Annotated in this window: 27 protein-coding genes and 1 other annotated feature; of the genes, 2 read left to right on the forward strand and 25 right to left on the reverse strand. The window is 35.7% G+C overall.

The window, feature by feature from the left end:
- Positions 1-16 precede the first annotated feature (16 nt).
- The 10 genes from ftsA to CBF31_RS05630 form a co-directional block, all read right to left on the reverse strand.
- Entirely contained in the window at positions 17-1,390 is a 1,374-nt protein-coding gene (gene ftsA, locus CBF31_RS05585; protein WP_126831408.1) for a cell division protein FtsA, read from the reverse strand.
- Between the two features lie 199 nt (positions 1,391-1,589).
- Positions 1,590-2,969, reverse strand: coding sequence for a cell division protein FtsQ/DivIB (locus CBF31_RS05590; RefSeq protein WP_126831409.1), 1,380 nt, complete (start codon positions 2,967-2,969; stop codon positions 1,590-1,592).
- An 18-nt stretch (positions 2,970-2,987) separates the two neighbouring features.
- Positions 2,988-4,082, reverse strand: a complete 1,095-nt coding sequence (gene murG / locus CBF31_RS05595; protein WP_126831410.1) for an undecaprenyldiphospho-muramoylpentapeptide beta-N-acetylglucosaminyltransferase — start codon at positions 4,080-4,082, stop codon at positions 2,988-2,990.
- On the reverse strand, positions 4,082-5,458 hold the full coding sequence (gene murD, locus CBF31_RS05600; protein WP_126831411.1) for a UDP-N-acetylmuramoyl-L-alanine--D-glutamate ligase: 1,377 nt from the start codon (positions 5,456-5,458) through the stop codon (positions 4,082-4,084). The genes murG and murD overlap by 1 nt, the downstream gene beginning before the upstream one ends.
- 15 nt (positions 5,459-5,473) lie before the next feature.
- A complete protein-coding gene (gene mraY / locus CBF31_RS05605; protein WP_126831412.1) occupies positions 5,474-6,439 on the reverse strand; it encodes a phospho-N-acetylmuramoyl-pentapeptide-transferase in 966 nt (321 codons plus the stop codon).
- 5 nt (positions 6,440-6,444) lie between these two features.
- Positions 6,445-8,361 carry a penicillin-binding transpeptidase domain-containing protein gene (locus CBF31_RS05610; RefSeq protein ID WP_126831413.1) on the reverse strand — a complete coding sequence of 639 codons (1,917 nt, stop codon included), beginning with the start codon at positions 8,359-8,361 and terminating at the stop codon, positions 6,445-6,447.
- Positions 8,361-8,741 (reverse strand): cell division protein FtsL, encoded by a 381-nt coding sequence (locus tag CBF31_RS05615; protein ID WP_126831414.1) that lies wholly within the window; start codon positions 8,739-8,741, stop codon positions 8,361-8,363. Before CBF31_RS05615 ends, CBF31_RS05610 begins: the two co-directional genes overlap by 1 nt.
- Positions 8,742-8,759: 18 nt before the next feature.
- Complete coding sequence (gene rsmH, locus CBF31_RS05620) at positions 8,760-9,710, reverse strand: 16S rRNA (cytosine(1402)-N(4))-methyltransferase RsmH (RefSeq protein ID WP_126831914.1); 951 nt, start codon at positions 9,708-9,710, stop codon at positions 8,760-8,762.
- A gap of 25 nt (positions 9,711-9,735) precedes the next feature.
- Entirely contained in the window at positions 9,736-10,167 is a 432-nt protein-coding gene (gene mraZ, locus CBF31_RS05625; protein WP_126831415.1) for a division/cell wall cluster transcriptional repressor MraZ, read from the reverse strand.
- Between the two features lie 165 nt (positions 10,168-10,332).
- Positions 10,333-10,683, reverse strand: coding sequence for a DUF3397 domain-containing protein (locus CBF31_RS05630; protein ID WP_415674431.1), 351 nt, complete (start codon positions 10,681-10,683; stop codon positions 10,333-10,335).
- 232 nt (positions 10,684-10,915) lie between these two features.
- Here CBF31_RS05630 and CBF31_RS05635 point away from each other — a divergent pair, with 232 nt between their 5' ends.
- The gene (locus CBF31_RS05635) at positions 10,916-11,869 is read left to right on the forward strand and encodes a magnesium transporter CorA family protein (RefSeq protein ID WP_126831416.1); all 954 of its coding nucleotides are present in this window, start codon (positions 10,916-10,918) and stop codon (positions 11,867-11,869) included.
- A 92-nt stretch (positions 11,870-11,961) separates the two neighbouring features.
- On the forward strand, positions 11,962-12,075 hold the full coding sequence (locus CBF31_RS05640) for a DUF4044 domain-containing protein (RefSeq protein ID WP_126831417.1): 114 nt from the start codon (positions 11,962-11,964) through the stop codon (positions 12,073-12,075).
- A 31-nt stretch (positions 12,076-12,106) separates the two neighbouring features.
- Here CBF31_RS05640 and recN read toward each other — a convergent pair whose 3' ends face one another.
- The 15 genes from recN to CBF31_RS05715 all read right to left on the reverse strand — a co-directional run bounded on the left by recN (position 12,107) and on the right by CBF31_RS05715 (position 23,072).
- Positions 12,107-13,783: a DNA repair protein RecN gene (gene recN, locus CBF31_RS05645; protein WP_126831418.1), complete on the reverse strand. Its 1,677-nt coding sequence runs from the start codon at positions 13,781-13,783 to the stop codon at positions 12,107-12,109.
- Between the two features lie 15 nt (positions 13,784-13,798).
- Complete coding sequence (locus tag CBF31_RS05650; protein ID WP_126831419.1) at positions 13,799-14,254, reverse strand: arginine repressor; 456 nt, start codon at positions 14,252-14,254, stop codon at positions 13,799-13,801.
- 16 nt (positions 14,255-14,270) lie between these two features.
- Complete coding sequence (locus CBF31_RS05655; protein WP_126831420.1) at positions 14,271-15,110, reverse strand: TlyA family RNA methyltransferase; 840 nt, start codon at positions 15,108-15,110, stop codon at positions 14,271-14,273.
- Between the two features lie 16 nt (positions 15,111-15,126).
- Positions 15,127-16,014: a polyprenyl synthetase family protein gene (locus tag CBF31_RS05660; protein WP_126831421.1), complete on the reverse strand. Its 888-nt coding sequence runs from the start codon at positions 16,012-16,014 to the stop codon at positions 15,127-15,129.
- The gene (locus tag CBF31_RS05665; RefSeq protein ID WP_126831422.1) at positions 16,015-16,245 is read right to left on the reverse strand and encodes an exodeoxyribonuclease VII small subunit; all 231 of its coding nucleotides are present in this window, start codon (positions 16,243-16,245) and stop codon (positions 16,015-16,017) included. It lies immediately after the preceding gene.
- Positions 16,245-17,600 (reverse strand): exodeoxyribonuclease VII large subunit, encoded by a 1,356-nt coding sequence (gene xseA / locus CBF31_RS05670; protein ID WP_126831423.1) that lies wholly within the window; start codon positions 17,598-17,600, stop codon positions 16,245-16,247. The genes CBF31_RS05665 and xseA overlap by 1 nt, the downstream gene beginning before the upstream one ends.
- A gap of 23 nt (positions 17,601-17,623) precedes the next feature.
- Positions 17,624-18,454 carry a bifunctional methylenetetrahydrofolate dehydrogenase/methenyltetrahydrofolate cyclohydrolase FolD gene (gene folD / locus CBF31_RS05675; protein WP_126831424.1) on the reverse strand — a complete coding sequence of 277 codons (831 nt, stop codon included), beginning with the start codon at positions 18,452-18,454 and terminating at the stop codon, positions 17,624-17,626.
- A gap of 109 nt (positions 18,455-18,563) precedes the next feature.
- Positions 18,564-19,013, reverse strand: a complete 450-nt coding sequence (gene nusB / locus CBF31_RS05680) for a transcription antitermination factor NusB (RefSeq protein WP_126831425.1) — start codon at positions 19,011-19,013, stop codon at positions 18,564-18,566.
- On the reverse strand, positions 19,006-19,428 hold the full coding sequence (locus CBF31_RS05685; protein WP_126831426.1) for an Asp23/Gls24 family envelope stress response protein: 423 nt from the start codon (positions 19,426-19,428) through the stop codon (positions 19,006-19,008). The genes nusB and CBF31_RS05685 overlap by 8 nt, the downstream gene beginning before the upstream one ends.
- A 19-nt stretch (positions 19,429-19,447) precedes the next feature.
- Complete coding sequence (efp, locus tag CBF31_RS05690; protein ID WP_126831427.1) at positions 19,448-20,005, reverse strand: elongation factor P; 558 nt, start codon at positions 20,003-20,005, stop codon at positions 19,448-19,450.
- Positions 20,006-20,096: 91 nt separating this feature from the next.
- Complete coding sequence (locus tag CBF31_RS05695; RefSeq protein WP_126831428.1) at positions 20,097-21,161, reverse strand: M24 family metallopeptidase; 1,065 nt, start codon at positions 21,159-21,161, stop codon at positions 20,097-20,099.
- A 130-nt stretch (positions 21,162-21,291) separates the two neighbouring features.
- A complete protein-coding gene (gene rpmA / locus CBF31_RS05700) occupies positions 21,292-21,576 on the reverse strand; it encodes a 50S ribosomal protein L27 (RefSeq protein WP_126831429.1) in 285 nt (94 codons plus the stop codon).
- A gap of 16 nt (positions 21,577-21,592) precedes the next feature.
- On the reverse strand, positions 21,593-21,934 hold the full coding sequence (locus CBF31_RS05705) for a ribosomal-processing cysteine protease Prp (RefSeq protein WP_126831430.1): 342 nt from the start codon (positions 21,932-21,934) through the stop codon (positions 21,593-21,595).
- Positions 21,935-21,961: 27 nt separating this feature from the next.
- Positions 21,962-22,270, reverse strand: a complete 309-nt coding sequence (gene rplU / locus CBF31_RS05710; protein WP_126831431.1) for a 50S ribosomal protein L21 — start codon at positions 22,268-22,270, stop codon at positions 21,962-21,964.
- Between the two features lie 20 nt (positions 22,271-22,290).
- Positions 22,291-22,366, reverse strand: a sequence feature (ribosomal protein L21 leader region).
- Positions 22,367-22,463: 97 nt separating this feature from the next.
- A complete protein-coding gene (locus tag CBF31_RS05715; protein ID WP_126831432.1) occupies positions 22,464-23,072 on the reverse strand; it encodes a TetR/AcrR family transcriptional regulator in 609 nt (202 codons plus the stop codon).
- Positions 23,073-23,175: the final 103 nt, after the last annotated feature.

The following is a 23,175-nucleotide window of genomic DNA, read 5'->3' on the forward strand; positions in this document are numbered from 1 at the left end:
AAAATCCTCCTAATTCTTAGTCAAAAATATTTGAAAGGAAACCTTTTAACTTCTCTTTTACGTTGTCACCTTTGGTTTCAGTATTACCTAAAAACTCTTCATCTGTCTGATTGTATTCACTATACTCTTGAACAGGTGCAGCTTGTTGTATTTGTTGTGACTGCTGAGCTGGTTGAGCTTTCTGAATAACTGGTCTAACATCAGGGGTTGCCATGACTGGACGTCTTTCACCCATGATTGCAGAGTTAGCTAAACGGTGAATTTCACTTAGTCTTGAACCATACTCAACAATGCTTATAGCATTTGAAAATATTGGATTTCTTAAACCCATATGATTTGGCACATACAATCTCACTTGACGATCAAAAATATCTGTAGCCAATTCTACAACACCAGGAATTCCAGCATTACCTCCCGTTAAAACAATACCACCTGGTAAGTTCAACGCTTCAATTTGCTCTAACATATCTTTAGATTTGCTGAAGATTTGTTCCATTCTTGCTTCGATGATTTCTGATAAGTAACGTTCGTCTACTTTAACAGCTTCACTTTTTCCAATAACATCTACTGGGAATTCTTCTTGTTCAGATGTACGTTCTGGATAAGCATCACCATAATTAATTTTTAAAGCTTCTGCATTATTAAGTGATGTATTCAATACAACTGAGATATCTTTTGAAATAAATTCGCCACCTTCTTGTTCAACGTGTGCAAATTTCAAATCATGATCATAAATAACAGCTGTCGTTGTCTGACCGCCACCCATGTCAATTACAATTGTTCCAAAGTCTTTTTCACCATCTGATAGAATTGACTCTGTCAAAGCAAGTGGTGTAATGACAAGTTCAGCAATTTGAAGACCAGCTTTTTCAACACACTTACGTATGTTATGAACAATCGTCTTAGGTCCTGTATAAACAACACCACTCATGTCCAGACGTACACCAATCATGCCACGAGGATCTTTAATTCCTTCAAAACCATCTACTTTAAATTCTTTAGGTACGATAGCCACAATTTGTCTTTCTGGCGGAGTTGAACGTACAATTGCTGCTGCTGATACTTTTCTTACATCTTCATCTGTAATTTCTTTTGCTTCTGTATTAACTGCAATCATACCTTCGCATGATTCTACTTGTAATAAATTAGCTGGTAAGCCTACATTTACATTTCTAATCTTAATCCCTGATTTTTCTTCAGCTTGTGAAATTGCTCGAGTTATTGATGCTGCTGCATTGTCAATATCTGTCACTATCCCTCTGCTCAAACCTTCTGATTTTGCGTTACCTACACCAATTATATTAATTTGTCCTTCTATGTATTCAGCAACTACAACCTTAACTGATGTAGTACCTATATCAAGACCAACATAAATACCTGTTTTTGCCATGATAGGTCGTCCCTCCTATTAACTTCTTTTCTTATACAAGTCATTTTTATTATTTATCTATTATTTACTGAGATTTTAACCCATCTTCCTATAATTTTACCATAAAAAGCTCGCATTTCAAAAGAAGATTCTATGATATTACTTAATTTATTATTATAGGTTGATATTTTATAGTTCAGTTACTAACTCAAAACTTTGTTTATTCATCTAGAGCGGCGCCTTCGTTGTATTCAGCTATTGAATTTTCAGAATCATCTTCCTCAATTAGTTCACCAGCACCATTTTCCTTCAAGTCGTTTAACCAATCCTCATACACCATCTTTTCAATAGATTGGTTAGCAGGTGTGTCCTCTTTTTTAGGTTGTTGACCCTCTACTTCTCCTTCAACTAGAGTTTTTTCAGTTTTCGGAAGATTTTCTTGTGGAATAACATTACCATTTTCATCAAACACTGGTTCTTGTTCATCTGCTGATACTTTCCCCTCAACAGGCTGCTCCCCAGATGCCGCCTCTTTTTCTGCTTCTTCTTTAGCAATTGAATCAAAACTTCGTGAGAATATACCTGCTTCCATATCAATCAAGCTCGGTTCTGTTATTTCCTTGGCTACACCATTATAATATTTAATTTTCTTATGAAAATCTTGTGATGATGCAACCACTTTATTCTTATCATTCATGTTAATCATCAATAAATACTCATTATCTTTAGTCGGTGCTGATGTTATATCTACAATCTTTTCTTTGACATCCATCGGTACCTTTTGATAATTTTTAATAAATTCTACAAGGGCATTGCCTTCTTTAAACCCAATTAAAATTGGAAATGACTTTTGTAGCCCTTGATCTTTATCTTTAATTATCGTTCCATTTTCAAGAATAGGATAAAGTTCTTTCCCTTCTTTCAAATAAGCTACTTCTTCAAACTCTTCAACCTCTAACTTAATACTATTAATCCCTTTTAATGATTTCTCAACATTTTTTATTCTAGGATTACTCTCTTTTATCTTTTTCTCCAATCTCTTATCGCCATAAACTTCCCAAATAAAATCAGAGCTCGAAAGATTCAAAGATGACACCACTTTATCTTTAGACGCCAATCTAGTCCCCGTTACATAGACTTTGCTCACCTTACTTAATGGTGAAATATAATACATCAAACTCAGTGCACCAATTCCAAAAACACCAACTATCGCAACAAGGCGACGTTTTAAGCGTTTTTGTCTAGTTTCTTTCATTTTAGGTAAGCGGTCTGCAAATGAAACTGACTTTGGTAGTTCCTTGATAGAACTCTCATTTTCATCCGGTTCCTCTGACTGCTCTTGTTCTTTTATTTTTACTTTTTTGGCTTTTCTATTGAGAACTAGTTTCAATTTAGATTTGTTATTTACTTGATCTGATTCTTCATTATCATTTTCCGAATCAATGGGTTGTTGATCTTTATTTGAGGCCCCATCTTGTTCAGATTCATCCACGACTTCTTCCTTTAGTGACTCTAAATATTTTTGATTTTCTATTTGCCACGGCGTTAATTCTTCTTCAATTTCAGAAGGTAGTTTATTATTTGGTTCATCCTTATCCACAGACTAGCCTCCTTCACACTATTTAATTAATTCATCAACTAACGTTACTAAACGATCTGTTGCATCTGGAATCCCTTGCTCTTTTGCTTTATCACCCATTTGCTTAAGTACAGTATCATCAAGCATGATGCTATCTAGTTCTTTCAATAAATTAGCACCTGACAAATCTGTATCTTTAAGTAAACGAGATGCTCCTACTTTTACTAAACTCATTGCATTTTTAGTTTGGTGATCATTCGTTACGTTAGGACTTGGGATCAAAATAGAAGCCAGTCCTAGTGCAGTTAACTCCGATAAAGTAGTCGCTCCTGCTCTACTTACAACTAAATCGACATTTCTTAATACTGTTTCCATGTTAGAAATATAAGGTACAACTACTAGATTGTTAGAAGCTACTCCTTCTTCTTTTAATTTAGCATCGATTGTTTCAAAGTAACGTTCACCTGTTGCAAAAAGAATTTGATACTCTTTTTGACTTAATTCTGATAAGATATCTGTCATCGCTTGGTTTAATGTCCATGCACCTTGACTTCCACCAAAAATAAGTGCTGTTTTTTTATTATTATCTAAACCAAATTGTGTCAAACTATCTGTAGCTGTTACTCGGACAACTTCTTGACCACGAGGATTTCCTGTTAATACCACTTTTTCTTTAGGGAAAAATCCGGCTGCATCTGGGAAACAGATTGCAACTTTATCAACATATTTTGATAAAAATTTGTTCGTTACTCCTGGCACACTATTTTGTTCATGAACAATAGTAGGTATTTTTAATTTATGAGCTGCGTATACGACAGCAGCTGAAACATATCCACCTGTCCCCATCACAACATCTGGTTTAAATTCTTTGATAATTTTTTTCGAATCTTTAATACTCTTAAGAAATAAATAAACAGTCTTAAAATTATCTAAACTCAACGAACGTTTAAATCCTTGAATTTTAATCGTGCTAAAAGGGATATCTTCTTTCGGAACAATTTTACTTTCCAATCCACGTTCGGTACCTACATACATAAACTCTGCATTTGGATGTTCTGCTCTAAGTTGCTTAACTAAAGACAAGGCTGGATATATATGGCCTCCAGTACCTCCACCTGACACTAATATCTTCATTATCTCTCACTTCTATCTTTTATTTTTTTTACTTCCTCTTTGAAAACAGTCCCTCTAATTTCAAAGTTCTTATACTGATCCCAACTTGCACAAGCTGGTGATAATAATACGGAGTCACCTTGTTGACTCAACTTCTCAGCTTCAAAAACCGCTTCCTCCAGAGTATCAACTACTTTAATCGATTCAATGCCTGCTTCAATTGCTGCTTCTTCAATCTTAAATTTACTTTCTCCAAACAGTACTATACCTTTTAAGCCTGTGATAGTTGGGATAAACTCATCAAAAGAATTACCTCTATCTAATCCCCCTGCTAAAAGAATAACTTTACTGTTATCAAAACCACTTAACGCTTTTTCAGTGGCCAACATATTAGTCGCTTTTGAATCATTGTAGTATTTACGACCATCAATTTCGCCTACATATTCCGTGCGATGTTCAACACCACCGAAAGCAGCAATAGCTTCTTTAATAGCTTGATTTTCAACACCTAATAACTTAGCCACACAAATTGATGCTAACGCATTTTCTATATTGTGTCCTCCTGGAACTCCTATTTCTGAAGATTCCATAATAAATTCACCATTATAATACATATGACCATCTAGACAATAAGCCCCTTCTGCTAATTCTTTCTCTGTTGAGAAAAATAGCACTTTAGCTTTTGTTGATTGAGCCAATTTAACAAGTTCCTCTTGGTTTCCATTTAAAATCAAGATATCCGAACTTGTCATATTTTTTTGAAGCTCCCATTTCGCTTTCACATAGCCTTCACGACTCCCATGATAATCTAAATGGGCTTCATATAAATTAACAATAATCCCTATTGCAGGTTTGAATTCTTGAATACCCATCAATTGAAAGCTTGATAATTCTGTAACCATCACATCATCAACTGTCACTTCTTGAGCAACACCACTTGCTGGCATACCAATATTCCCAGCTAAACGCGCTTCACCTTTTGGTAAACCTGAATTTAAAATTTCACCAATCATTGTCGTTGTCGTTGTTTTACCATTCGTACCCGTGATTCCAACAATTTTTGCTTCAGAAATTTGATAAGCTAACTCCACCTCTGTAATAATCGGTATTTCCTTTTCGATTGCTTTTTCGAGAATGGGATTAGAATAAGGAATACCCGGGTTTTTAACAACCAGGGTAAAATCCTCATCTAACAACTCAACAGGATGACTTCCAGCAATAACACGAATACCTTTAGCTAATAGTTCTTGGGCTTCAGGATTGTCGTCAAAGCTTTTCCCATCATTCACTGTTACTAAAGCACCTAAATCATGCAACAAAGAAGCCGCACTCATGCCGCTTCTTGCAAGACCTAATACTAATACTTTTTGGTTTTCATACTTATTTACTTTTTTCATCCTATTGATATCTCCTTAATATAAAATCATTAAAGTAATGGCTGACATTACTAATCCTATTATCCAAAAAACAATATCTATTTTCCATTCTGACCAACCCGACATTTCAAAATGATGATGGATCGGACTCATTTTAAAAATACGTTTTCCTGTCAATTTGAATGAAGTTACTTGCATCATTACGCTTAATGTTTCTAAAACATAAACTAGACCAACTAATAATAATGTCCATTCTTGATGAAGTAGGATTGAAATGGCTGCTAACATACCACCTAAAGCAAGCGATCCCACATCACCCATGAATATTTTCGCTGGTTTTTTATTATATAAAAAGAACCCTAGTAAACCACCCATTGTAGTTAAACATACAATTAGAATATCTAATTGATTTTGATTCCAAGCGATAATCGCATACGTCCCGAAAGAAATCATCCCTAAACCAGAAACAAGTCCATCTAGACCATCGGTTAGATTAACTGCATTTGAAAAGCCAACCAACCATACTAATACAAACAAACCAAACAAAATTCCTAAATTAAGGCTACCAACACCTGGTATCGTTAATGTATTTGAAAAACCTTGATAACGGTAAACGCTATAAAATACTAGACCACCCACAATTTGACCTATTAATTTTTGTTTTGAATTTAACCCCATATTTCTTTTCTTAAAGACTTTAATGAAATCATCTAAGAATCCTAACGCCCCGTATAAAATCAAAATGAAAAGTAAAATAACAAATGATGCAGTAAATGCACCTTTCCAAATCGCAAAAATTAACGATGTAATAACAATGGCGATTAAGAAAACTAAGCCACCCATTGTTGGTGTTCCAGCTTTTTGATTATGCCATGTTGGTCCTTCTTCACGAATTGATTGACCGTGTTTCTTCATTTGGAAATACCCAATGAATAACGGCATAATTGAAACTGTTACTGCAAAACTAAGTGCAATTGGTAAAAATACTTGTGTCCATTCCATAATAATTATTCTCCTGTTTGTTCTTTTTTAGCCGCTTCTTCTTTAGAAGCTTCTTTTGCTTTATTTGCTGCTTCACCTTCATCGAAATCTAAGGCACGTTTTAATAACGGATTAGATATTTTCGAAATCAGTTCTTCAGCCACTACACCTAACGGCGGTTTTCTCATTGTGACATACATAATATATTTCGGATCATCAGCTGGTGCCATCTGAACAACAGAATATAAATACTGATCCTGAACCAAACCACCATTTTCAAATATCTGAGCTGTTCCGGTTTTAGCAGCTACATGGTAACCATCTATTTTATAGAACTTCTTACCCGTTCCATAGACTTCATCTTCAGTCACATCAACCATCATCTCTCTTACTTTTTTAGCAGTAGAGGCTTTGATAGGTTTAGATATCATTTCAGGTTTTTTGATTGTTTCATTTCCTTTTTGATCCACAATTTTACTAATGTAATTTGGTTTCATCATCTTACCATCATTTGATATTGCTGTGTACGCCTGAATCATTTGAAAAGGTGTTACTGCAATTGCTTGACCATAAGCTGACATTGCGATATCTACTACGTTTTTATCATTAACCGTTCCGGGTAACTCACCGTATAGGCCTGATTCAGTCGATTCACCAAATCCAAATTTTTTAATATAATCAACCCACCTCATATCCATCATTTGCTGTAAGTGAACCATCCCTACGTTACTAGACCATGCTAACGCTTGTCGATACGTGATAGTTCCCACACCTTCTGGAATATGATCATTAATCTTCTTATCTTCAACCTGAATCGATCCGGTCCTAAATGTATCATTTTCTTTAAATACACCCGTTTCGATTGCCGCAGCAACCGTAAAAACTTTCATTGTTGACCCTGGTTCATATGGTTGTTCAATTAATAAGTTAAGCCAAGGAGAATCCTCGCCTTTATCTAGTCCAACCAAACCTTCTGGATTAAAAGCTGGTCTTTGTGAAGCAGCTACAATACTACCCGTTTTAGCATCTGCTAAGATAGCAGTAATGTCTTCTGATCCATATTCTTCATAAGATTGTGTCATTAAATCTTCTAGACGTGATTGAAGTTGAGCATCTAATGTCGTATATATGTCTTTGCCATCTTCAGTTTCTTTTTCTACAACCGTTGTTCCAGGAAGCGGCTGTTGATACCTATCTTTTTGATATCTTATTTTACCATTCGTACCAGCAAGAATTTTATCATAAGATTTCTCAATTCCCATTTTACCTACGAGTCCCTTAGCATCATTATCTTCATCAGCTAAAGATGCATACCCGATAATGTAAGGTGAAAACACCCCTTTTGGATACATTCGAGCTGGATGTTTTTCAAAATAAATCCCTTTTATACCTTTTTTTTGAAGTTCTTTCTCTATTTTTTCCTTGGTTTCAAGCGTTATTTTTTTACCATCATAACCAAATTCAACTTGCTTGATTAAATTCCCTTGTTTATTTTTCTTAGGTACTAACCTTTCAAGTATTTCTTTTTCTTCTAACTTTGTATATTCAGCTAGAATCTTTGCAATATCAGCTTTATTTTTCTCTTCTACATATAACTTTTCTCTTTTACCGGTCTTAGGATTCTCTAGACCTAAGTACTTTTTATCCATAACGGCGTATAAAGAATAAGAAGTAGCGTCTTCTGCAATCGCGTCACCATTTCTATCATAAATGGTGCCTCGTTTTGCCTGAACGACGCTACTGCCTTGGTACAGTTCTTGAGTTTTAGTTTCTAAAGAAGTCTTACCTACTTTACCAGCACCTACAATATACATAAAACGTACTATAAATACAGAAAATACAATAATAGTTAAGAAAAATAATAATGAGCCAAACTTACGCCGATTCGCTCTTGGTTCTAACCACTTGCTATCGATAAAAGCTCGCCATTTTTTTAAATTCATTAGTCAACATTCCTTATATTTTCATCATTAATCACTAAACCTGCTTTTTCAGCAGCAGCTTTAATTTTATCTGTGCGTGACATTTCATTTTTTTTCTGCTCTAGCTTAGTAATTTTTTCTGTCTTGTCGTTAATATCAAGTTGCATTACAGAAATATCTTCTTCTGCTTGAGAAATAGTTGTGGTCAGTTTCACTGTAACAACAGCCAACCCCAGAACAGCAATCAGTAATAATGACACTGCAAATTTCTCTATACGTGAAATATTTTTCAACGTAGCTTTAGATTTCGTGACAACAGGTGAAGTTAGGTTACTTTCTTCCACAGCAACATCTAGAACGCGTTCCATTTCCAGATGACTAAACTCTTTTAATTCTGCCATTTCGATTTCCCCTCCCTTTCATACTCTATTTTTTTCCGCCACTCTTAATTTCGCACTTCTGGCTCTATTATTTGCTTCTAATTCTTCATCAGAAGGTAATACAGGTTTTCTATTTACTAATTTTAATATAGGTTGAAACTCATCTGGAATAATAGGTAGACCAGGAGGGGTATCTTTCGGTTGACTATATTCCTTGAATATAGTTTTTACAATACGATCCTCTAAAGAATGGAACGTAATAACACTAATACGTCCATCTTTCCCTAAAATTCTGATCGCTTGCTCCAAAGACTCTTCTACAACTGCTAGTTCATCATTAACAGCTATTCTCACTGCTTGGAAAACTCGCTTAGCGGGATGCCCACCTTTACGTCTAGCGGGTGCCGGTATGACATCTTTAATAATCTCAACCAGTTCACCAGTAGTCTCAATAGGTTTAATTTGTCTAACGCGTTCAATTTCTCTTGCAATTTGTTTAGAAAATTTTTCTTCCCCGTAACGATAGAAGATTTTAACTAATTCGTGGTAATCATACTCATTAATCAAATCTCGCGCCGTCAATGGACTGTCTTGATCCATTCTCATATCTAGAGGGGCATCTTGATGATAACTAAAGCCTCGTTCAGCTTCATCTAATTGCGGTGATGAGACTCCCAAATCATACAGAATCCCATCAACCTCACTAACTCCTAACGAAGCCATCTCTTGTTCAAGGTATCTGAAATTGGACTTCACAAAAGTAACCATCCCTTTTTCAACATACTCCGCTAATTTAACTTTGGCATTATCAATTGCAATTTGATCTTGATCGAAGGCATAAAGATGACCTTCTTCCGATAATTGCGACAATAAATAGCTACTGTGACCTGCACCACCTAATGTACAGTCTATGTAAATTCCATCTTCTTTGATATCTAACATATCTACTGTTTCATTTAATAAAACAGTCGTGTGATTAAATTCTTTCATCATCTTTATCCCTCCTTTCTATCTTTTAAAAACCGAAATCTATCATTGTTTCAGCTATTTCATCAAAATTCTCTTCAGCTTCGCTTGAAAATTCTTCCCATTTTTCTTGCGCCCAAATCTCAATACGATTTGCAACACCAATAATGACACACTCTTTCTCTAAATCACCGTGCGCTCTTAGTGTTTGTGGTAAATTAATACGACCTTGTTTATCAAGTTCACATTCTGTCGCTGCTGAATAAAAGAAGCGCGTGAAAGTTCTTGCTTCTTTTCTACCAATGGGCATTTGTTGTATTTTTTCTTGGAATTGAACCCACTCGTCTTGAGGGTAGCCAAATAAGCAGCCGTCCATCCCACGCGTTACAACGAATTTTTCGCCAAGTTCTTCACGAAATTTCGAAGGCATGATCAGTCGACCTTTTGGATCTATATTATGTTTGAATTCACCCATAAACATGATAGATTACCCCACTTACCCACTTAATATTAATAGTCTACCACATTCCCCCACTTTCTACCACAATTCCTCAAAAAAAACACACTTTTCTCTACTGTAGAATAGTTATCATTCATATTACAAAAAAACTCCTATTCCTCAAATGAGGAATAGGAGTTTTTTCTCTTATAAATAACTAAATATGTTTAATAGAATTAATAAGAAATACAGGACAAACGTTAGGAGAAAAACAATTCTCCAAAAGATCTTAAAGAAGCGTTTATACTGAATATCACCATAATAATAAGCGTGTCCTAATGCAACACTAATTCCGACCAACAACATCAATATCACAACATATGGTACAGCAGACTTTTGATAAGTATCTAATGACAACGCTTGAATTCCCATTAATAAGAAGGGGGTTGCGATATCTGGTGATTTAATATTAAACCGTCTCGTTAAGGATAACGTTTGAACTATAAAATTGCTTGCAAACAGCAATACTACTGGAAATATATACCAGAATATAACCATAAAAGGCATTCCATTCATACAAAAAATTCCTTTCTTTTTTCATTATTAACGACGCGCCAAAAACTATTAGCTTTGTGCACACAGCACTCCGACTTCACGATTGTTATTGTACTACAAAATTTCAATGCTTACTATAGCAAATTAAAGATATACCTTGGACTTTGATTTGCTTGAATAACAGTATTTGTGTAGTATGGTAAGTAAGAGATTGTACTAGAAAGGATAATAATACATGATAGAATCGCTCTATGTAACACCAAATAATAAAATTTTGGAAGCAAATGAAACAACACCACTCCATTGGATACATGTCCAAAATCCAACACCAGAAGAAATCGCTTCACTATCAAAAGAATACGAATTTCCACAAGACTATCTTTCTGCTGTACTCGATAATCAGGAAATTTCACGTTACGAGGCACCCATACAAGATGAGTTAATAAAACCCATCTTGCTTTTACTGCAATACCCTAAAGAAATTACAAGCCCTAGTGGTTTTGTTCAATTTGAAGCCTTACCATTTAGTATCATACTAACACCTAACTTACTTATTACTAGTTGTAAAGGAGAGTTTGATTTCAGACACGAACTTGAAAAAGGTCGAGCTTTTAACTCACCACTGCCTACTACAGAAAAAATAGCGATACAACTCGCTTGGTCTTTTTCTGATTTATTTAACCATCATATTAAAGGTATTAAATATGAAACAGATCGTCTCGAGAGTGAACTGCATCTTGCTACAGAAAACAAGCAATTGTTCGAATTAATGGACATGCAGAAAAGTCTAGTTTACTTTGATTCAGCTCTTGAACAAAACTTGTCTGTTTTACAACGTACTTATGATTCTAAAATTATCATGACAACAAAAGAAGGGTCAGTCGCTCTATATGATATTATCATTGAAACAAAACAAGCTTTAGCTTCTGGGAAAATTCAAGCAGAGTTACTAGGTCAACTAGGTAGCATGTTCTCTGCAATCGTCGGGAATAATATGAACATCGTCATGAAGCTACTGACTGTCATAACTATCATCTTGACAATTCCAACCTTAGTAGGTGGAATCTACGGTATGAACGTACGTTTACCCTTTTCAAATGATACTAATGCTTTCTGGATTCTTATGTTTCTCATCGTTATCAGCAGCATCGCTACAATTTGGATATTAAAGAAAAAGAAATTTTTCTAATACGCTTGCACTCTACTCTTAAAAAGGTGTAAACTACTTGCGAGAGCGTTTTTTAAACGTCACATTTAACTGGTAAACGAGGTGTAATTTTTTTGGAAAAGAAAAAAACAAGTACTTTTGCTAAAATCACTAAAGTTGTAATCTGGATCATGCTAATCGCAATGGTCGGTTCAGCAATATTAGGCGCTGTAATGTCCGTACTATAAAAAATAAAAAACATTCCCTAGGGAATGTTTTTTATTTCGAAGCTAACATCAATAGTTCTCTTGCATGTTCTTTAGTTAAATCAGTTATTTCATCGCCAGCAAGCATCCTTGCAATTTCCATCACACGCTCTTCACTCGATAACTCTCTAAGTGACGTTGTCGTTCGTTCATCATTCACTACCTTTTCAATAAAATACTGCGTATCAGCAACTGCAGCCACTTGTGGTAAATGAGTAATACATAACACTTGAGATTGACTTGAAATTTGATGAATTTTATTGGCTATCCCTTGTGCTACTCGACCACTCACTCCTGTATCCACTTCATCAAACACAATACTCGTTAATTCTTGTGATTTAGAGAATATGGTTTTAAGCGCAAGCATAACACGAGATAATTCACCACCTGAAACTACCTTAACCAATGGCTTCAACGGTTCTCCAGGATTTGTTGTAATGTAAAATTCAACATCATCTTTCCCTGCCGCCATATAATCACCGGACGTCTCTTTGAACCTAACTTCAAAAACAGTCTTATCCATATACAAGCCACCTAGTTCAACTAGTATTGCTTTCTCTAATTCAAGAGCTGCTTTTTTTCTCAATTTTGTCAATTGATCAGCTAGATTTGTTAAGTCAGTTTCATATTGCTTTAACTCTGCCTCTAACTGTTCATTTTTAGATTCAAACGCCTGAGATTCGCGAATCTCTTTAGTTATCTCTTCAAGGTAGTTAAGAATCAATTCTTCCGACTCACCATATTTACGCTTCAACTGTCTAATTAAATCCAAACGTTGCTCTACTTCATCGATTCTACCTTCATCTATTTCTAAGTTATCAACTAAACGTAGGGCACTGTTGGACGCTTCTTGAATTTGATAATAACTATTCTTAACGGTTTCTGAAATTTCTAAATAATCATCGTCCAGACTTTCGATTTCTATCATCTCGTTCATAGCATAACCAATACCATCCAGACTGCTCGTTTCACCACCCGCAAGGGCTTCGTAGGTATTCTTTAAAGCACTTACTACTTTATGAAAATTAACAAGACGAGCACGTTCCGCTAACAACGTTTCTTCTTCACCCACTACTAATTCTGCAGCCTCTATTTCTTGTGATTGAAACTCCAACATATCCATACGCTGAGCAAACTCTTTCTCAGTTGTTTGTTTATTCTTCAATTTTTTACGAACATCTTGATAACGTTCATATACAGCTTGATAGTCTGCCTTTACACCAGATAATGAATCCGCCCCGTAATGATCAAGCAACCCTAAGTGAGTATCTGCTTGCATCAATTCTTGATGTTCGTTCTGACCATGAATATCAACTAAATAACTTCCTATTTCACGTAATTTAGCAGTATTAACTAAACGGCCGTTGACACGACAAGTATTTTTACCGCTTTGAGTAATCTCACGAGATAAAATCAAGGTATCATCTGACGCTTCAATAGCTAGCTCATCTAATAACACGCTTAATTTATCATTACGTTTAACAAAAAATTGCCCTTCTAGTAAACACTTTGTCGCTCCCTGCCTTATGTAATCGGCAGAGCCTCTACCACCAACTAATAAGCCTACAGCATCAATAATAATAGACTTACCGGCTCCAGTTTCACCAGTTAAAACGGTCATCCCTTCATTAAAAGATACATTCAATTCTGAAATAATCGCAAAGTTTTCAATTGCTAGTTCTTGTAACATCTCTCTATACACCTCTTATCCGTATAACCACGTCTTAATTTCCGAGGAAACATCCGCAGCTTTTTCTTCTTCATAAAAAATCATCAATACTTTATCATCTGTTGTTAACAGCGTAAAAAGAGCTTTATCGTAAATATTTTCTAAGACAATTCCAAGCGCTACTGCACTTCCCGGTACGATTTTTAGAGAAATATACTTATCCATTCTAGAAACAGAGATAACCGATTGCTTAAGCATTTTGTTCAAACGCTGTCTATCCGGCTCACCGACATCTTCTCGTAAGCTATAAAAAAAACTCCCATCAGCTTGGCTAACTTTTATCAAATTCATCTCTTTGATATCTCTTGAAACAGTTGCTTGAGTCACCTCAACCCCTTGATCATTGAGCAAATCGACAAATTCTTCTTGTTTTTGAATACGATGTTCCTTTATCAATTGTCTTAGTAATCGTTGGCGTTCTATCTTTTTCATATTAGCCTCCTTACATTTAACCTTCAGCTTTTACCTTTAACTCAGTATGAGCTTTTTCAACAATATCTGCTGCCATTTTTTCAATATCAAGTTCTTCTACTTTTTCTTGCCCTAAACCAGGCCATTTTAAGTACGCTAAAAACTCAATATTACCTTCACCACCTTTAATCGGTGAGTAATCTAAGCCAGCAATCTGATACCCTTCTTCATTCATAAAGGTTAACATCTTTTCTAAGACTAAACGATGTGTACTCGCTTCTCTTATGACACCATTTTTCCCAACCAAAGCTTTCCCCGCTTCAAATTGTGGTTTAATCAAAGCGACAACTTCTCCATTTGCTTTTAAAATAGATTTTAATACTGGTAAAATCAATTTTAGCGAAATGAATGACACATCAATACTCGCAATATCAGGTAACCCTTTTTCAAAATCTTCAGGCTTAGAATATCTAAAGTTAGTGCGTTCCATCACCACAACACGTTCGTCTTGACGTAATTTCCAAGCTAATTGATTGTAGCCGACATCCAAGGCATAGCTCATCACCGCACCATTTTGTAGCGCCACATCTGTAAACCCTCCTGTTGAAGAACCTATATCAAGTAACTGTTTCCCCTTAATATCAATTCCAAAAACGTCTAGGGCTTTCTCTAATTTCAAACCACCACGTGATACATATTTAAGACCTTCACCTTTTAAATGAAGCTCCATTTCAGCATCAATTTTTTCTCCAGGTTTATCCATACGTTCATTGTTTATATCGTAAACCAAACCAGCCATAACTGCTCGCTTCGCTTTTTCTCTTGTTTCACATAAGCCCTGATTAAAAGCTAAGACATCTACACGCTCTTTTTTCATAATTTTCTACCACTCTCTACCCCATTAAGGTTTGAATTAATTCTTCTAAAATCGTTACTTCTTCAGTTTTTCCTAACTGTTTTTTAACAGTCGTTAAAGCAGTCACCGCTTTATTATAATGCTCTGACAACGCTTTTTGCGCTCCTTCAACACCCAAAAGTGAGGTATAGGTACTTTTATTTAAAGCTTCGTCCATACCTGTACGCTTCCCAATCTCAGCTTCATCACCCAATACATCAAGTAAATCATCCTTAATCTGAAACGCCACACCAAAATTATCAGCATAGGTCATCATCTCTGTCATTATAGACTCTGGTTGAGCTGTTAGATAGCAGCCTGTTTCTACAGCAAAACGAATTAAAGCTCCTGTCTTTTTCTCATGAACAGCTTGTAGCTCTTCTAAAGTTAACGTTGTTTTTTCACCTTCGATATCCCCAACTTGACCACCAATCATTCCTTTTGCCCCAGATGCTTTCGTCAACTCTGTCATCACCCACACTCTTTGGGCGCTAGACAACTCGCTTACAGCAACCAAATGTAAGGCTTCTGTAAGAAGTCCATCACCAGCTAGAATAGCAAGAGCCTCACCGTAAACCATATGATTAGTTGGCTTGCCACGTCTTAATTCATCATTATCCATCGCTGGTAAGTCATCGTGAATTAAAGAATACGTGTGAATCATCTCTAACGCTCCCGCTATCTGAAAATGACCTTTCGAAAGTTTTTCCCCAAAGAAATCAATCGTCGCTAATAATAGCAACGGTCTTAAACGCTTGCCACCTGCTTCTAGTGAATAAGACATACTATCAAATAATAACTTTTCTGACGCATTCGTTTCTAAGACACTCGCCATTTCTTTCATCACATAAGGTAAGTACTCTTTCGCAAAAATTTCCTTGGTCATTTAGTTACCACTCTCATCAAATACGACTTCATCATTCGTTTCTGTCATAATTTTAGTTAAAGTCGTTTCTGCATTCGTTAACGTCTCTTGGCAAACTTTACTTAATTCAATTCCCTTTTGAAAATGAGCCAGAGCTTGTTCTAAAGGAACATCACCTTGTTCTAATTCTCTTACAATCGATTCCAATGCCATCATAGACTCTTCAAATGTCATTTCTTCTTTTTTAGCCATTATTTTTCCTCACTTTCATTCGTCTTACTTCTTATCTCATTTACTGCTACGTCGGCTTCACCATCACTAAAGTGCAAGGTCACCACTTCATCTTGTTGTAGGTTGGTAACTGAAGTCAATAACTTATCTGGGGTTGTGACATAAGTATACCCTCTACTCATCGTTTTGAGCGGACTTAGAATATCCAACGATTGGATTTGTCTACCTAAATCAATCTCTTTTTGTTTCATATAAGCCTTCATCGCTTGTTCTAACTGACTTTGATTATGAGTCAGCTGTTGTGACGCTTGCTCTACTTTGCGACTTGGATTTTGTAGATAAAGTTTGTTTATAACCTCTATCATATGCTCTTTCTTACCCGATACAATCGCTAATCCCTCTTGTTGGAATCGTCTAACTAGCATATCCAATTTAACGCTGAATCCTTCATACAAACGTTCTGGTTGTTTAAATACAAACGACTCTTGAGTTCGGGTAAAGCGTTGCTTTTGTCTCTCTAATTGGTACACATAACTTTTTACAAGTCTATTTTCTTTTTCTTTTATTTTAAGTAACTCATCTGATAACACAGGCACAGCTAATTCAGCTGCAGCTGTTGGTGTTGCAGCCCTAACATCTGCTACTAAATCAGCGATGGTTGTATCTGTCTCATGACCAACTGATGAAATAACAGGTAAACTCATAGAGACAATCTTACGTGCTACATTCTCTTCATTGAAAGGCCACAAATCTTCAATAGAACCACCACCACGGGCAACGATAACGGTATCAAAATTCCCCATCTCTTCTATTCTATCTAAATTATCACAAATATTTTGAGCGGCCTTATCCCCTTGAACTAAGGTCGGAAATAATACCAACTGCGCGATGGGATAACGACGCTTAACCGTCGTCATAATATCACGTATAACAGCCCCACTAGGACTAGTTACCACTGCCACACGTTTAGGATAACGTGTAAGCTCTTTTTTAGGTAATGAAAATAACCCTTCTCTCTCGAGCTTCTCACGTAATTCTGCTAACGCTTGATACAATGCACCTACACCATCTGGCTCCATATGTTCAATCGTAATTTGGTAGTTACCACTAGCTTCGTAAACAGAAACACGTCCAACTACTAAAACCTTCATTCCTTCTTTGGGTTGAAACTTTAGTTTTTGATAAGCCCCTTTAAACATCACAGCGCCAATCTTAGCCTTATCATCCTTCAAACTAAAATATTGATGCGCATTAGGACGAGGTCTAAAATTTGAAATTTCGCCAGTCAAATAGACACGACCTAAATGCGGATCGACTTCAAATTTTCGTTTAATATATTTAGTTAACGCTGTAACTGATAAATACTTTTCCGCCACAAGATGACCCCTTCACTTATTCTTTATTTTTTTGCATTATCTATCGTCTGACGCATTAACATCGTAATCGTCATAGGACCTACTCCTTTAGGTACAGGAGTAATTAGTGACACTTTTTCGATAACATCGTCGAAATCCACATCCCCAATTAACTTACCTTCTGGACTTCTATTCATCCCAACATCTATTACAACAGCACCTTCTTTAACATGACTACTGTTGATAAAATGTCCTTTACCAATTGCCACAACTAATACATCAGCTCGTTTAGTTACTTCTTGTAAGTCTGTTGTTTTAGAATGTGTAATTGTCACCGTCGCATCTTCTTGTAATAGCAGATGAGCCATCGGTTTCCCTACAATATTACTTCTCCCAACAACAACTGCATTTTTACCTGCTAACGGTACATTATATTTTTTCAATAGCATCATAATTCCGTAAGGTGTACAAGGTATTAAGTCGGCATCACCTGACATCATTTTACCTATATTAAGAGGGTGAAAACCATCTACATCTTTTTTTGCATCAATTGCTAATAATACTTTTTCTTCATCAATATGAGCCGGTAAAGGCAATTGGACAAGGATACCATGGTAGGCATTATCCTCATTATATTTAGAAATTAAATCTAATAACTCTTTTTCAGTAACTGATTCTGGCAAGCGTTCAATTTTAGAATTAATGCCTATTTTTTCAGCAGCTCGTTCTTTATTCTTCACATAGGTTTGGCTTGCAGAATTTTCTCCTACTATCATTACGACTAAACCAGGTTTGACTGGCATCTTTTTTACTTCTTCAATCATCTCTAATTGCAGTTCATCCGCAAGTTCACGGCCATTCATAATCATTCCCATTTTAGTCCTCTTTTCAAATTAGTCTTTCCTATCATTTTATCACAAACAATCCATTCGATAAAGCAAGGACAGACTGTCTCACTAGAATAAAAAAAAGAAAACTTAGAGACTATCCCTCTAAGTTTTCTTTCTTAATAATATTTGATAAAACACCATTTACAAATTTACGTGAATCATCATCACTGTATTTTTTAGTTAATTCCAGTGCTTCATTTAGCGCAACCTTCGCCGGAATATCTTGACTATATTTCATTTCAAAAATAGCAATACGCATGATGATTAAATCTGGTTTAGCAATACGAGCTAATGTCCATTTTTTTAAATTATCTTGAATTAAAGTATCTAACTCTTCTTTATGAGAGCAAACCCCTTCAACAAGTTGGTCTAAGTAAGTCGGAATAAACATATCGCCTTCTTCACTAACTAGCTCAGCGTTATTGTATTCTAAAGCATAAGCAATGGCGTCTTCTTTTGTTGTTTCGTTAGAAAAATCAAAAGGGTACAACGCTTGTAATGCTTTTTCTCTTATTTCATGTCTTGTAAATTCCACTCTACTCATCCTCTTCTGAATCAAATAATTCGTCAAAATTTGGGCCTTCTAATTTCTCAGGTACAACCCCAACAACATGGATATTAACTTCTGTAAGGTCAATATCTGTCATGTATAAGACTTGTTGTTTAACTGCTTCTTGCATCGCTAGCGCTACCTTAGGAACAGTCACGCCATAATTTAAGTAGCAGTACAATTCTACTTTCAAGCCATCTTCGTCATTTTTTAAGAAGACACCTTTACCATGTGACGCTCTACCGAAAAGTTCCGTAACGTTAGACGCTAAGTTACCGCGCATACCGTATACACCTTCGACTTTTGATGCTGCAATACCAATAATCACTTCGATAACTTCAGGTGCAATAACAATATCGCCACCCATCGCTTCAGTATCATTATTAATTACAAATGTTTCTTCAGACATGAGAACTCCTCCTTTTTGATTAAGCACGTGATACGTAAGATCCCTCTACCGTGTTAATAATTAATTTATCCTCTGCATTAACAAAGAATGGGACTTGAACGACTAAACCTGTCTCCATAATAGCTGGCTTAGAGCCACCTGAAGAAGTATCACCTTTAATCCCAGGTTCTGTTTCTTTAACTGCTAAAGTCACTGTATTTGGTAAATCAACACCAATAGTTTCGCTACCGTACATGACAATATTACACATGCTATTTTCTAATAAATATTTTAACTCATCTTTAATTTGTTCTTCCGGCAATTCGATTTGCTCGTAGTTTTCAGTATCCATAAAGACATGGTTGCCACCACTTTCATATAAATACTGCATTTTACGGTTATCAATTTGAGCTTTGGCAACTTTTTCGCCACCACGGAATGTTTTCTCTTGCATTGCACCAGTACGTAAATTTTTTAATTTTGAGCGAACAAACGCTGCTCCTTTACCTGGTTTTACATGTTGGAAATCCATTACACGCCAAATACCGCCGTCTACTTCAATTGTTAAACCTGTTTTAAAATCATTTACTGAAATCATACACTGCCTCCTAATTAAATACTCTCCCCTAGTTTATCATTAAACTAGGCGTGTTGTCATTAGGAATATCAGTAAAATAGTTGGTTTAGACCTAAATAATAATTAAAGCTCTAGGTGAGTGAGTCAAAATTTCTACTCCCTCTTCCGTAACTAACATATCATCTTCAATTCTAACTCCACCAACACCTGGATAGTACAATCCTGGTTCGTTCGTTATTACATTACCTGGAACAAATTTCTTTTCAGCCATACGAGAAACATTCGGGCCTTCATGAATTTCCAAACCAATCCCATGACCTGTTGAATGACCAAACGCTTCTGCACAACCTAGTGTTGCGAAATAGTCTCGGGCAACTGCATCCAGCTCAACACCAGACATACCTGGTTTAGCAGCTTCCGTAACCTTTAATTGAGCGTCTAAGACACGTTGGTGAATTTCTTTAAGTTCTTCACCAGGATCTCCCAAGGCAATCGTACGCGTCATATCAGAGACATACCCTTCATAGTAACATCCGAAGTCAATTGTAATCATATCGCCTTGTTCAATCACTTTATCACTAGCAACACCATGAGGCATAGCCGAACGAACACCACTCGCAACAATCGTTTCAAACGACACACTAGTCGCCCCTAATGAACGCATATAGAAATCAAGTTCATTTGCTACTTGAATCTCAGTCATACCCGGCTTAATGTAATCTAAAATATGTTTGAAGGCACTGTCCGCAATCTCACAAGCCTTACGAATAATTTTCATTTCCGATTCTTCTTTAACTTCTCTAAGCTCTTCAATCATACCCGCTACAGGAACTAATCCTGTTTCAAGCATTTCAGCTAACGTTGTATACGTTGAAAATGACATATGCTCTTCTTCGAAAGCCATATTCATCAAATCATCAGATTTTATAATTTTGGCTACTTCATCAAAAATCGGGCCCATATTTTGAATAAATGTATAATCAGGACATTGTTTTGCAACTTGTTCTGCATATCTAAAATCACTTACAAAGTAAGCCTCTTTTTTTGTAATAACAGCTAAACCTGTAGTCCCTGTAAATCCAGTTAAATATCTCAAATTATATGGACTTGTTATTAAAAATGACTCTAATTCCGCCTCTTGCATCTTAACTCTCAATTTCTCAATTCGATTCATCATAAAAGTAGCCCTCTTTCTTTTTATAGTATTACTAGCATTATAGCAAAACAATAACATTTTTAAAACTAAACCACCTAGAGCATACAAAAAAAACCGCTTCTCTTCAAAAGAGAAACGGTTTAAATAGTTATTATTGAGCAACTGGGTATACTGAAACTTGTTTTTTGTCACGGCCTTTACGTTCGAAACGTACCACGCCATCACATTTAGCAAATAAAGTATCGTCGCCACCTTTACCAACGTTTACACCTGGGTAAATTCTAGTTCCGCGTTGACGGTATAAAATTGAACCACCTGTAACAGTTTGGCCGTCAGCACGTTTAGCGCCTAGACGTTTTGATTGTGAATCACGACCATTGGCAGTAGAACCACCACCTTTTTTCGTCGCGAAGAATTGTAAATTCATTTTCAACATAGTGTTGCACCTCCTATTAATTGTTAATAGTTTTAAGACTAATAAAGTCTGCATATTCTTCTTGTAACCCTTGTAAACCCAACACAAGACTTTCTAATAAAAGTTGTGATTTAGCTGATTGTTCGTCAGTAATATCATCATACGTTTCTAAGTATAAATACCCTTCATCCACTGCATCTACTTCTACAATAGGAGTAAATCCAGCCAAAGCGTCAATACTATTAACCGTATTAAATGCTAATGCCGAAACACCTGCACATACAATATCACTACCATAAGGACCGCTATTAGCATGACCTGAAAGTTCAAATGAAACAATCTGACCTGTTGCTCTTCGCTTAAATGTCGCTTCAATCATCCTTAATCCCTCTTTCGTTAGCTAACCTTACGCGTTGATTGAGTCAATGACAACTTTAGTATACGGTTGACGGTGACCTTGTTTACGGTGAGTGTGTTTTTTAGGTTTGTATTTGAAAGTAACAACTTTCTTTTGTTTACCTTGTTTTTCAACAGTTCCTTCTACTGTAGCACCTTTAACTGTAGGAGTTCCAACTTTTGTTGTTTCTCCGCCAACTAAGATAACTTCATCAAAGACAACTTTTTGTCCTGCTTCTACGTCTAATTTCTCAACGTAAATTGCTTGACCTACTTCTACTTTTACTTGCTTACCACCTGTTTTAACAATTGCGTACATGCTGTTAAGCACCTCCTTATTTTTTAACTTAGACTCGCCAGCGTAAGCGATCACTCAAGATTCTTAATTACTTACTTTGTGCGGTTGTAGTTGTGGTGCCCACAATTACAACATTAACATTTTATCAAATATAAAAAAAAAAGTCAAGGTGTTTAATTATTAAAACACCTAACTTATTTTATAGTAGTGAATACTACACTTCTGTTGTGACAAAGAAACCTGTTAAATCAGCTTCTCTAATGACAGCGGAATCTAATAATTTTTGTAGATTATCTGCCATATAATGTGTCGCATATATTTTTCCATCTCTCAACCATTGGTCAATATAACCTAGTACGCCATATATCATAAAGTTCATTAGCAACGGTTTAGGGATATTATGATCCGTTTTTTGATTAGTCGTTTCATTGTACACTTCGATATAGCTATGTAATTTATCACTTAACATTCTTTGATACTCTGCCGCATCATCTTCTTTAAGTAGTACAGTGAAGAAATCTGGTCGCTCATCCACATACTCGAATACATTAGTTAAAAATAGACGTGGTTGAATATTACCATCTGGCAACTCTCGTTCAATAATAGACCGTTCAAAGAATTCATTAACCAATTCTGTCATCATCGCTTTAACAAAAGTTTCTTTATCTTTAAAATGAAGATAAAAAGTCCCTCTTGTCACTTGAGCTGTTTCTGTTAAATCTTTTACATTGATACTATTAAGCTTACCATTTGCAATCAGCGTAAAAAATGCTGACTTTAATTTTCTTTTAGTCTTTAGTACACGAGGGTCTATTTTAGTCATTAGTTTATATTCCTTCTTTCAATATGTATGTATACTTTATTTTCATTTAATGTTCGTATAATATTATTTTTTTATAATAAAATCAGTATAGCTTGAATTTTTT

The sequence above is a fragment of the Vagococcus fessus genome (assembly GCF_003987565.1).
Classification (GTDB): Bacteria; Bacillota; Bacilli; order Lactobacillales; family Vagococcaceae; genus Vagococcus_D; species Vagococcus_D fessus.

What these genes read in the sequence shown, in the direction of transcription:
- ftsA (WP_126831408.1), bottom strand. Translation starts at nt 1,390, where the DNA reads ATGGCAAAAACAGGTATTTATGTTGGTCTTGATATAGGTACTACATCA.
- murG (WP_126831410.1), bottom strand. Translation starts at nt 4,082, where the DNA reads ATGAAGATATTAGTGTCAGGTGGAGGTACTGGAGGCCATATATATCCA.
- murD (WP_126831411.1), bottom strand. Translation starts at nt 5,458, where the DNA reads ATGAAAAAAGTAAATAAGTATGAAAACCAAAAAGTATTAGTATTAGGT.
- mraY (WP_126831412.1), bottom strand. Translation starts at nt 6,439, where the DNA reads ATGGAATGGACACAAGTATTTTTACCAATTGCACTTAGTTTTGCAGTA.
- CBF31_RS05610 (WP_126831413.1), bottom strand. Translation starts at nt 8,361, where the DNA reads ATGAATTTAAAAAAATGGCGAGCTTTTATCGATAGCAAGTGGTTAGAA.
- CBF31_RS05615 (WP_126831414.1), bottom strand. Translation starts at nt 8,741, where the DNA reads ATGGCAGAATTAAAAGAGTTTAGTCATCTGGAAATGGAACGCGTTCTA.
- rsmH (WP_126831914.1), bottom strand. Translation starts at nt 9,710, where the DNA reads ATGAAAGAATTTAATCACACGACTGTTTTATTAAATGAAACAGTAGAT.
- mraZ (WP_126831415.1), bottom strand. Translation starts at nt 10,167, where the DNA reads ATGTTTATGGGTGAATTCAAACATAATATAGATCCAAAAGGTCGACTG.
- CBF31_RS05630 (WP_415674431.1), bottom strand. Translation starts at nt 10,683, where the DNA reads ATGGTTATATTCTGGTATATATTTCCAGTAGTATTGCTGTTTGCAAGC.
- CBF31_RS05635 (WP_126831416.1), top strand. Translation starts at nt 10,916, where the DNA reads ATGATAGAATCGCTCTATGTAACACCAAATAATAAAATTTTGGAAGCA.
- recN (WP_126831418.1), bottom strand. Translation starts at nt 13,783, where the DNA reads ATGTTACAAGAACTAGCAATTGAAAACTTTGCGATTATTTCAGAATTG.
- CBF31_RS05650 (WP_126831419.1), bottom strand. Translation starts at nt 14,254, where the DNA reads ATGAAAAAGATAGAACGCCAACGATTACTAAGACAATTGATAAAGGAA.
- CBF31_RS05655 (WP_126831420.1), bottom strand. Translation starts at nt 15,110, where the DNA reads ATGAAAAAAGAGCGTGTAGATGTCTTAGCTTTTAATCAGGGCTTATGT.
- CBF31_RS05660 (WP_126831421.1), bottom strand. Translation starts at nt 16,014, where the DNA reads ATGACCAAGGAAATTTTTGCGAAAGAGTACTTACCTTATGTGATGAAA.
- CBF31_RS05665 (WP_126831422.1), bottom strand. Translation starts at nt 16,245, where the DNA reads ATGGCTAAAAAAGAAGAAATGACATTTGAAGAGTCTATGATGGCATTG.
- folD (WP_126831424.1), bottom strand. Translation starts at nt 18,454, where the DNA reads ATGGGAATGATTATGAATGGCCGTGAACTTGCGGATGAACTGCAATTA.
- nusB (WP_126831425.1), bottom strand. Translation starts at nt 19,013, where the DNA reads ATGAGTAGAGTGGAATTTACAAGACATGAAATAAGAGAAAAAGCATTA.
- CBF31_RS05685 (WP_126831426.1), bottom strand. Translation starts at nt 19,428, where the DNA reads ATGTCTGAAGAAACATTTGTAATTAATAATGATACTGAAGCGATGGGT.
- efp (WP_126831427.1), bottom strand. Translation starts at nt 20,005, where the DNA reads ATGATTTCAGTAAATGATTTTAAAACAGGTTTAACAATTGAAGTAGAC.
- CBF31_RS05695 (WP_126831428.1), bottom strand. Translation starts at nt 21,161, where the DNA reads ATGATGAATCGAATTGAGAAATTGAGAGTTAAGATGCAAGAGGCGGAA.
- rpmA (WP_126831429.1), bottom strand. Translation starts at nt 21,576, where the DNA reads ATGTTGAAAATGAATTTACAATTCTTCGCGACGAAAAAAGGTGGTGGT.
- CBF31_RS05705 (WP_126831430.1), bottom strand. Translation starts at nt 21,934, where the DNA reads ATGATTGAAGCGACATTTAAGCGAAGAGCAACAGGTCAGATTGTTTCA.
- rplU (WP_126831431.1), bottom strand. Translation starts at nt 22,270, where the DNA reads ATGTACGCAATTGTTAAAACAGGTGGTAAGCAAGTAAAAGTAGAAGTA.
- CBF31_RS05715 (WP_126831432.1), bottom strand. Translation starts at nt 23,072, where the DNA reads ATGACTAAAATAGACCCTCGTGTACTAAAGACTAAAAGAAAATTAAAG.